This window comes from Streptomyces cyaneofuscatus (assembly GCF_033109485.1).
Classification (GTDB): domain Bacteria; phylum Actinomycetota; class Actinomycetes; order Streptomycetales; family Streptomycetaceae; genus Streptomyces; species Streptomyces cyaneofuscatus.
On the sequence record NZ_CP137002.1, the window covers coordinates 1627419 to 1634313 of the forward strand.

General features: G+C 71.0%; 6 protein-coding genes. 2 read left to right on the forward strand and 4 right to left on the reverse strand.

The features are described 5' to 3' along the window. Nucleotides 1-65 precede the first annotated feature (65 nt). From R2B67_RS06790 to R2B67_RS06800, 3 genes are all read right to left on the reverse strand, one after another. Nucleotides 66-2360: an iron-containing redox enzyme family protein gene (locus tag R2B67_RS06790; RefSeq protein WP_317816889.1), complete on the reverse strand. Its 2295-nt coding sequence runs from the start codon at nucleotides 2358-2360 to the stop codon at nucleotides 66-68. Between the two features lie 189 nt (nucleotides 2361-2549). Continuing rightward, nucleotides 2550-3560, reverse strand: a complete 1011-nt coding sequence (locus R2B67_RS06795) for an SGNH/GDSL hydrolase family protein (RefSeq protein ID WP_317816890.1) — start codon at nucleotides 3558-3560, stop codon at nucleotides 2550-2552. 288 nt (nucleotides 3561-3848) lie between these two features. Next, nucleotides 3849-4571, reverse strand: a complete 723-nt coding sequence (locus R2B67_RS06800; protein WP_317816892.1) for a flavodoxin family protein — start codon at nucleotides 4569-4571, stop codon at nucleotides 3849-3851. A 200-nt stretch (nucleotides 4572-4771) separates the two neighbouring features. Between R2B67_RS06800 and R2B67_RS06805 the strand changes: the two genes are divergently transcribed. Both R2B67_RS06805 and R2B67_RS06810 read left to right on the forward strand, forming a co-directional pair. Then, a complete protein-coding gene (locus R2B67_RS06805) occupies nucleotides 4772-5731 on the forward strand; it encodes a DUF5996 family protein (protein WP_317816893.1) in 960 nt (319 codons plus the stop codon). A gap of 111 nt (nucleotides 5732-5842) precedes the next feature. Beyond that, nucleotides 5843-6256 (forward strand): VOC family protein, encoded by a 414-nt coding sequence (locus tag R2B67_RS06810; protein ID WP_317816895.1) that lies wholly within the window; start codon nucleotides 5843-5845, stop codon nucleotides 6254-6256. On the opposite strand, the gene R2B67_RS06815 is transcribed toward R2B67_RS06810, so the two are convergent. Further along, nucleotides 6253-6867: a type VII secretion system-associated protein gene (locus R2B67_RS06815; RefSeq protein WP_317816896.1), complete on the reverse strand. Its 615-nt coding sequence runs from the start codon at nucleotides 6865-6867 to the stop codon at nucleotides 6253-6255. The genes R2B67_RS06810 and R2B67_RS06815 overlap by 4 nt on opposite strands. Nucleotides 6868-6895: the final 28 nt, after the last annotated feature.

Below are 6895 nucleotides of genomic sequence, written 5' to 3' on the forward strand. Positions count from 1 at the left end.
CAGAGGCAGAGGCAGAGGCAGGGGCAGATTCCGGGCGGGCCGCTCGGGACCGGCCGGCCGGGGGCTCACCTGCGGCGGCCGGTGAAGCGGGTGCGGCGGGCGGCGAGCCGTGCGCCGACGGTCCTCGGCGGGTTGAGCGAGCGGTAGCCCACGCGCACCCGGCCCCACACATCGGCCCGGGCGCCGGGCCCCGGTGCGTCGGGCAGCGAGGCGAGCAGGGTGTCCACCGCGTCGGCCGCCCAGGCGGAGTGGCCGGTGGCCACGTTGTCGATGGTGTTGTGGATGTCCACGAAGCGGGTGCTGAAGCCGTACGCCTTCAGGGCGAGGCGCGCCCGCCGGTAGGTGCCGCCGACGCCTGACAGTTCCATGGCCAGGTTCAGCCCCAGGACCTCCGGCAGGAAGGTCTGCGGGAAGCGGCCCACGCACAGCCAGTACACCGGGAGTTCGAGGGACTCCTCACGGAAGCCGGGCCACTGCGCGAACGCGGCGGAGGCGGTCGGCGGGAGCTCCACCCCCATCTCCTTGAGTACGTCGCGGTAGATGAGGGGGTGGTTCAAGTGCGGTTCGCCGTTGCCGAGTTCGTCCCAGTAGGTCTCGAAGAGGGAGTGACCGATCGCGGACGAGGCCTGCTCGTAGTCGGTGAACCCCTGGAGCCAGCTGCCGTCGATCAGGGTGAGCGGCGCCGTCTGCACGGTGTCGTCGACGACCGCCTCCTTCGAGGGCAGGGGCACCGCCGCGTTCTCCTCGAACTCCGCTCCGTGCTGGTCGTGTTGGGCCTGGAGCCAGGGCCGGAGCCCTTCGTGGCCCCAGCGTTCGGGCAACCGCATCGCCGTACGGTCCATGCCGTGGCCGGAGCGGGCGAGCCAGCCGGCGACGTAGTCCATGGCCCAGGAGCGCAGGGCGGGGGTGTCGGTACGGTTCATGAGCAGGTGGTACGCCTCGCGCAGCCCGGACGGGGTGCGGCCCGGGGAGCGGGCCCCTGCACGCAGGGATGCGGCAACGGCGGTGAGGGGGTCCGCGGTGCGGGCTGGGGAGGACTGCTCCGGCACACCGCGTGCCGGTACGGCCTCCGACCCCGTCTCCGACGCCTCCGCGGGCTTCACCGGGAGCGAGTCGATCCATCGGCGGATCACCGTCAGATCCTCCGGCGAGAAGACCCGGAACATCGGTCCGCGCTCGCCGACCAGTCCCCGTACCAGCGAACTGGCCCCGGAACGGCCCGGCTTGACCAGCTTGCTGCGCGCCAGGACGTCGAGCAGCGGGCCCGGGTCGGTCCGGCACTCCGCAAGCCAGCGGGCCAGGGGCTTGCCCTCCAGCAGGAACTGGTGGTGGTAGACCGCGCCTTCACGTGCGCGCAGCCGCATCAGCTCGGCCATGTCGAACGCGGGGTCCCCGGCCGCCACCAGCTCCGCGTGGAGCGCGCCGGACCAGTCGCGGAGACCGGCCAGCATCCAGCGGAAACCGGTGCGCACGGCGTCGGCGCCCCGCTCGCCCTCCTGCTCGACCAGCGCGTCCACCGCGGCGCGGCACCGCTCGACGGGAGAGGGCCCTTCGCCTTCACGCCTGCCGCCCGGGTCGAGGGTCGCCCAGTCCGCCTCCGTCGGCAGCACCTCCTGGACCAGCTTCAGGGCGGGCAGCAGCCCGACGGCCCGCAGGCACAGGTCGGCGCCGAGGATCTCGCCCCGGAAGTCGTCGGGGCGCCGGCTCATCGCCAGCAGCAGGGCCGGGAGGCGGAATGCCCCGTCCGGGATGCGCTGGTCGCCGGTGAGCCGGCCGGCCGGGGCGGCGTTCTCGGCGAGCCGCAGCCTGCGTAACAGTTCGAGGTAGGCGCTGCCCCGGGAGGCCGCCGGGTGGCCGGCGCCGACGTCGGAGGCGTACAGGGCGAGGATGCGCAGGACCAGGGGGTCGTCGGCGTTCCCGGGGGCGCTGAGCCATTGCAGCCAGGCCCCGGACAGGAGGGCGAGCGGGGCGCAGCCGAGGACCGCCCGCCGGACGAGCACCTCGCGGTGGCCTTCGGGGCCCTCTCCGGCACCGGCCAGGGTGAGGTAGCGCTCGCGCTCGGCGGCCCCCCAGTCGGCGGCCTGCCGGACGAGGGCGTCGAGCGAGCCGTCGTCTCCCGTAGCAGCCGAGCCGTCGTCGCCCCTCGCGGTGGCCGGGGCGGTGCCTGTGGTCCGGCGGCGCAGTACGGTCCGTACCTCCTCGACGAACCGGCCCTCGGGGAGGGACGCTTCCGGGTCCGTCGCGTACGCGTACACGGTCCGCGCGGAGCCGCCGCCGTCCCCGGGCAGCCCGTGCGGACCGCCCGCTCGGTGCTCCGCTGCGGACAGCGTGGCCGTGGCGGCTGCCTGTTGGCTGTGCATCGTTCCCCTCTCTCCGTATCTCCGTCTCGTCCGTCTCGTTCGTCTCGGGCGGTCAGAACATGGGGTAGATGGAGGCGTCGTTCTTCGGCTTCCGCTTCCGACGGAACACTTTCGCGATGAGGTTTTTGACGAACGACATGGCTGAATAGCCCTCTCTTGCGTAAAGGGGGTAGGTGAGGACCGAGCAGGTCAGGAAAGACCGAGGGATTCCGCGAGCAGCCCGGAGACGATTTCCGTACCGTGGTCGGTGAAATGCGCCCGGTCCACATAGAGCCAGTCGTCGTCCTTGACGGACTCGGCGACAACAGGGCTCAGGTCCAGGAAGCGGATGTCCTGTTCCTTGCAGGCGACCTGAAGCGCGTCGGCGTACCGGCGGCCGGTCTCCAGCGTGGCGATGTCCCCGTACAGCTCCCAGAAGTTGGAGATCCCGTCGAGCTCACCGAAGATCGCCCGCTCCTCGGCCGGGCCGGACTCCCGCACCCAGGTCGCCAGGGGCTGCAGGACGTAGGTGATGCGGGCGCCGGTCGGCCCGGCCAGCAGGCGGAGTGCGGCTAGGTGGCGGGAGGTCAGGTCGACGGCGTACGCGATCCGGTCCGCGAGCGGGGGCACCACATGAGGGGCGTCCTCCGGCCCTCCGGGGCGCCGGCCGAAGCCCCGCTTGGGCTTGCGGTGGGAGGCGCGCAGCTCCTCCATGCTGTCGAAGTACTCACCGCAGTTGAAGAACCCGCCGTGGTCGCCGCGCTGGGCGTCGGGCAGCCGGGCGAGCGCCAGGTCGTTGAGTCCGGAGAAGACGACGATCTCGTCGATCTCGGGGACCAGCTCCCGGTGCATCAGGAACAGCAGCAACTCCTGCATCGAGTTGTGGCTCCGCCCGGCGAAGTTGAGCCAGGGGACGGAGGGCGCGTACCGGGTCCAGAGGCGTGACGCCATGGTGGCAGCGTCGCTGGTCGCTCCGATCCCGAACGGGGTGGAGCTGCCGGCCAGCAGCCGGACCGGGCCCTTCGGGGGGTTCGCCACCGACCCCTTTTCGGTGGCGCCGTGGGAGATCCTGAATCCCAGCCGGTCGGTGTTGATCGTCGCGGAACGGTAGTCCGCCCGGTGGAAATACATCAGATAAGGCAGATACCGGGTTTCCGCGCGGTCGTCGAAGTCGTCGTACCGCAGCATCTGCGGGGTCAGGATTTCGCGCTGGGATTTCACGGGCAGGACGCTCCTCGATTCAGGGCTCGCTCTTCCGGTGGGGCGTATCTCGGCGCCGTACGTGACGAGCTTTGCCGGTCGGCGGCCGTGACTGAAGAGAACCCTGGGGTCGGGAACGCGCAATGCGGGATCCGGAGGGAAGGACATACAGGCATGAAGGGGGTGATCGCCCCTATGGGCGGTTCGGAATGGTGGCGTCTACATCCACCCGCTCCTCACCCGGTTCGTAACGGGTGAGGAAGGGGGAGCACGGCAGCCTGTTCGCCACCGGGCGCGGGCGGGTGTTCGTCAGCTGCGGTGCTCCGGGTTGGGTGCGTCGAAGCGGCAGCCGGCCTGCCACTCGGGGCGCTGGTTGCCGTACGCGGGGACGCCTCCGGCGCGTTTCAGGAGAGCGGCGAGGTGCATGAGGTTCCAGGCCGCGAAGGTGGTGTTCCGGTTGGTGAAGTCGTTCTCGGGGCCGCCGGAGCCGGGGTCGAGGTAGCTGGGGCCTGGGCCCGCCTCGCCGATCCAGCCCGCGTCGGCCTGCGGGGGGATGGCGTAGCCGATGTGCTGGAGGCTGTAGAGGATGTTCATGGCGCAGTGCTTGAGGCCGTCCTCGTTGCCGGTGATGAGACAGCCGCCGACCCGCCCGTAGTAGGCGGACTGGCCCGCGTCGTTGAGATCGGCAGAGTTGGAGTAGAGCCGTTCGATGACGTGCTTCATCGCCGAGCTGTTGTCACCGAGCCAGATCGGTCCGCAGAGCACCAGGATGTCCGCGGCCATCACTTCGGCGTACAGCTCAGGCCAGGCATCGGTGGCGGCGCCGTGCCGGGTCATGTCGGGCTGGACGCCGACCGCGAGGTCCAGGTCGACGGGGCGGATCACCTGCGTGTGCACGCCGGCCGCGCGCATCACGGCGGTGCTGCGGTCGATCAGTCCCTCGGTGTTGCTCGTCTCCGGGGAGGGCTTGAGGGTGCAGTTGAGGTAGAGGGCGCGGAGGTCGTCGTAACGGGGCGGAACGGTGCACGGCACGGGTGCGGATCCCTTCACGGTGGCTGATGACATGAGCTTGGAAGACCGGGACGGGAAGGGCCATCGCAGCGCGGCGAACGCGGTACGCGCCCCGGCACCCGGCTCCAGCGGATGCAGTCCGAGGCACGGGGCGCGAGAGTGGAACCATGTGTCCTCGGCCGTCCGGGCCGGGGCGGGCGGGCCTCCGGGAGGCGCCTCCGATGGATCTGTTTCCCCCGCTGCCCAGGGAGTCATGGGCCCCGACGAAGGAGACGCTGCACCGGTTCCTCCAGATCGTGGGGAAGGTGCGGCTGGCGGCGAGCGTCCGGCGCAACCACTGGTGGAACGTCCCCTTCCACCTGACCGGGAACGGCATCACCACCCGGCCCGGCGGCCCGCTCGGCGACGGCACCGTGTTCACCGTCGACTTCGACTTCACCGCCCACCGTCTGGTCGTGTCGACCCTCGACGGGCGCCGGGTGTCGTTCCCCCTGACAGGCCTGTCGGTCGGCGCCTTCTACCGCGAGTTCACCGGCGCGCTGGCACACCTGGGCATCAGCGTGCTTCCCGAGCACCCGTACCCCTTCGACCTGCCCGACGCCGCCCGGCCGTTCGCCGAGGACGACGAACACGCCACCTACGATCCGGCCGCCGTGAACCGCTACTGGACGATCCTCACCCAGGTCATGCTGCTTCTGGAGAGGTACGCGGCCGGCTACTCCGGAAAGACCAGCCCCGTCCACCATTTCTGGCACACCTTCGACATCGCCGTCACCCGGTTCTCCGACCGACACGTGGCGCAAGGGGTGTCCGTCGATCCCGTGATCCGTGAGGCGTACTCGCGCGAGGTGATCAGCAGTGGCTTCTGGTTCGGTGACGAACGGTCCTACCCGGAACCCGCCTTCTACTCGTACACGGCGCCGGAACCCGACGGACTGGAGCGGCAGCCGCTGGAACCGGCAGCCGCACGGTGGACGGAGAGCAACGGCTCGCACCTGGCTCTGCTGCCCTACGACGAGGTGCGCACCCAGCCGGACGCGTCGGCCGAGATCCTCCGGTTCTACGACTCCGCGTACGCGGCCGGCGCACGCCTGGCGGGCTGGGAACCCGACCGGCTCTGCCCGGGGGGAGTGACCGACCCCCAGGCCTCGGCCACGGACGCGACCCGGCCGCCGGCCTGATCCGACGACCACGAAGCAGGGATGTGAAACATGCCCACGGAAGGCACGGCAGGCGAGACAGACACGGCAGGCACGGGAGGCACGGGAGGCTTTCCCGCACCCGAGTCAGGGATGCTCCTGACCTACTTCCTCAGCGTCGCCGACGTACCCCGTTCGCGTGCTTTCTACGCGGACGTCCTCGGCGGTGAGGTCGTTCTCGCCGAGAACCCCTGCACCGTCCGGCTGGCCAACAGCTGGATCATCATGAATCCCGGGGGCGGGCCCACCCCCGACAAGCCTGGCATCACCCTGAGCCCGCCGGAGGACATCTCCAGCGCATCCTGTTTCCTCAACATCCGGGTGGCGGACATCGAGGCCGTCCACCGCGACTGGAGCGCCAAAGGCGCTCAGTTCATCACCGGACCGATCGACCGCAAGGCCGAGATCCGCTGCTACCTGCGCGATCCGGACGGCTATCTGATCGAGGTCGGTCAGGCCACCGGCATGCTCCATGGTGTCTACGCCGACCCGCCGCCCGGAGACTAGAGGGGCGGTGCCGTGGTCTCCTCCGCCGTCCCCGCCAGCACCTCCGCGAGCCCTTCCGTCGTCAGCACCATGCTGACCGGGGCCGAGCTGTTGAGGCAGAGGCTGTGTCCGGCGGGGATGCGGGCCAGCAGTTCCTTGAGCGGCAGGGTGACGGAGGCCAGTTGCCCGAGGCCGCGGAGGTAGCGCGGCGAGGTGTAGACGGGGACCACCGCCGTGCCGTCGGGCGCCGACGCGCTCACCGGGTCCCCGTCGGCGGTGACCGGCACCGCGACCTCGGCCCCGGCCAGTGCGGCGGTGACGTCCTCGGCGGGGCCGTAGCCGGTGGTGGCGAGCTGGACGGCGCGGTCCACCTCGTCGGCGGGTTCGGGCCACCCCATCGCCTCGGGTGACGGGCGGTAGTCCGGGTTGTCCTCCCACTCGACGATCTCGCCCGCGTGGTCCGAGCGCCACTGGCCGACGACGGCCCATTCAGGTGGCGGGCCCTCTCCCTGCCAGGCGGGGTCGGTCAGGTAGAGCCAGTGGTCGGGTGCGAGCCGGGCGGCCTCGACGAACTCCTCCGGGGGTGCGGGGTCCAGGGGGGAGGTGGCGGGCTGGGCGCCGGGCTCACTCATCGTTTCCTCGTTCACTGGGCACTGGGGG

Bases quoted from the DNA above. Each gene is read 5' to 3' on its own strand.
- R2B67_RS06810 (WP_317816895.1), top strand. From the start codon at position 5,843: ATGCTCCTGACCTACTTCCTCAGCGTCGCCGACGTACCCCGTTCGCGT.
- R2B67_RS06790 (WP_317816889.1), bottom strand. From the start codon at position 2,360: ATGCACAGCCAACAGGCAGCCGCCACGGCCACGCTGTCCGCAGCGGAG.
- R2B67_RS06815 (WP_317816896.1), bottom strand. From the start codon at position 6,867: ATGAGTGAGCCCGGCGCCCAGCCCGCCACCTCCCCCCTGGACCCCGCA.
- R2B67_RS06805 (WP_317816893.1), top strand. From the start codon at position 4,772: ATGGATCTGTTTCCCCCGCTGCCCAGGGAGTCATGGGCCCCGACGAAG.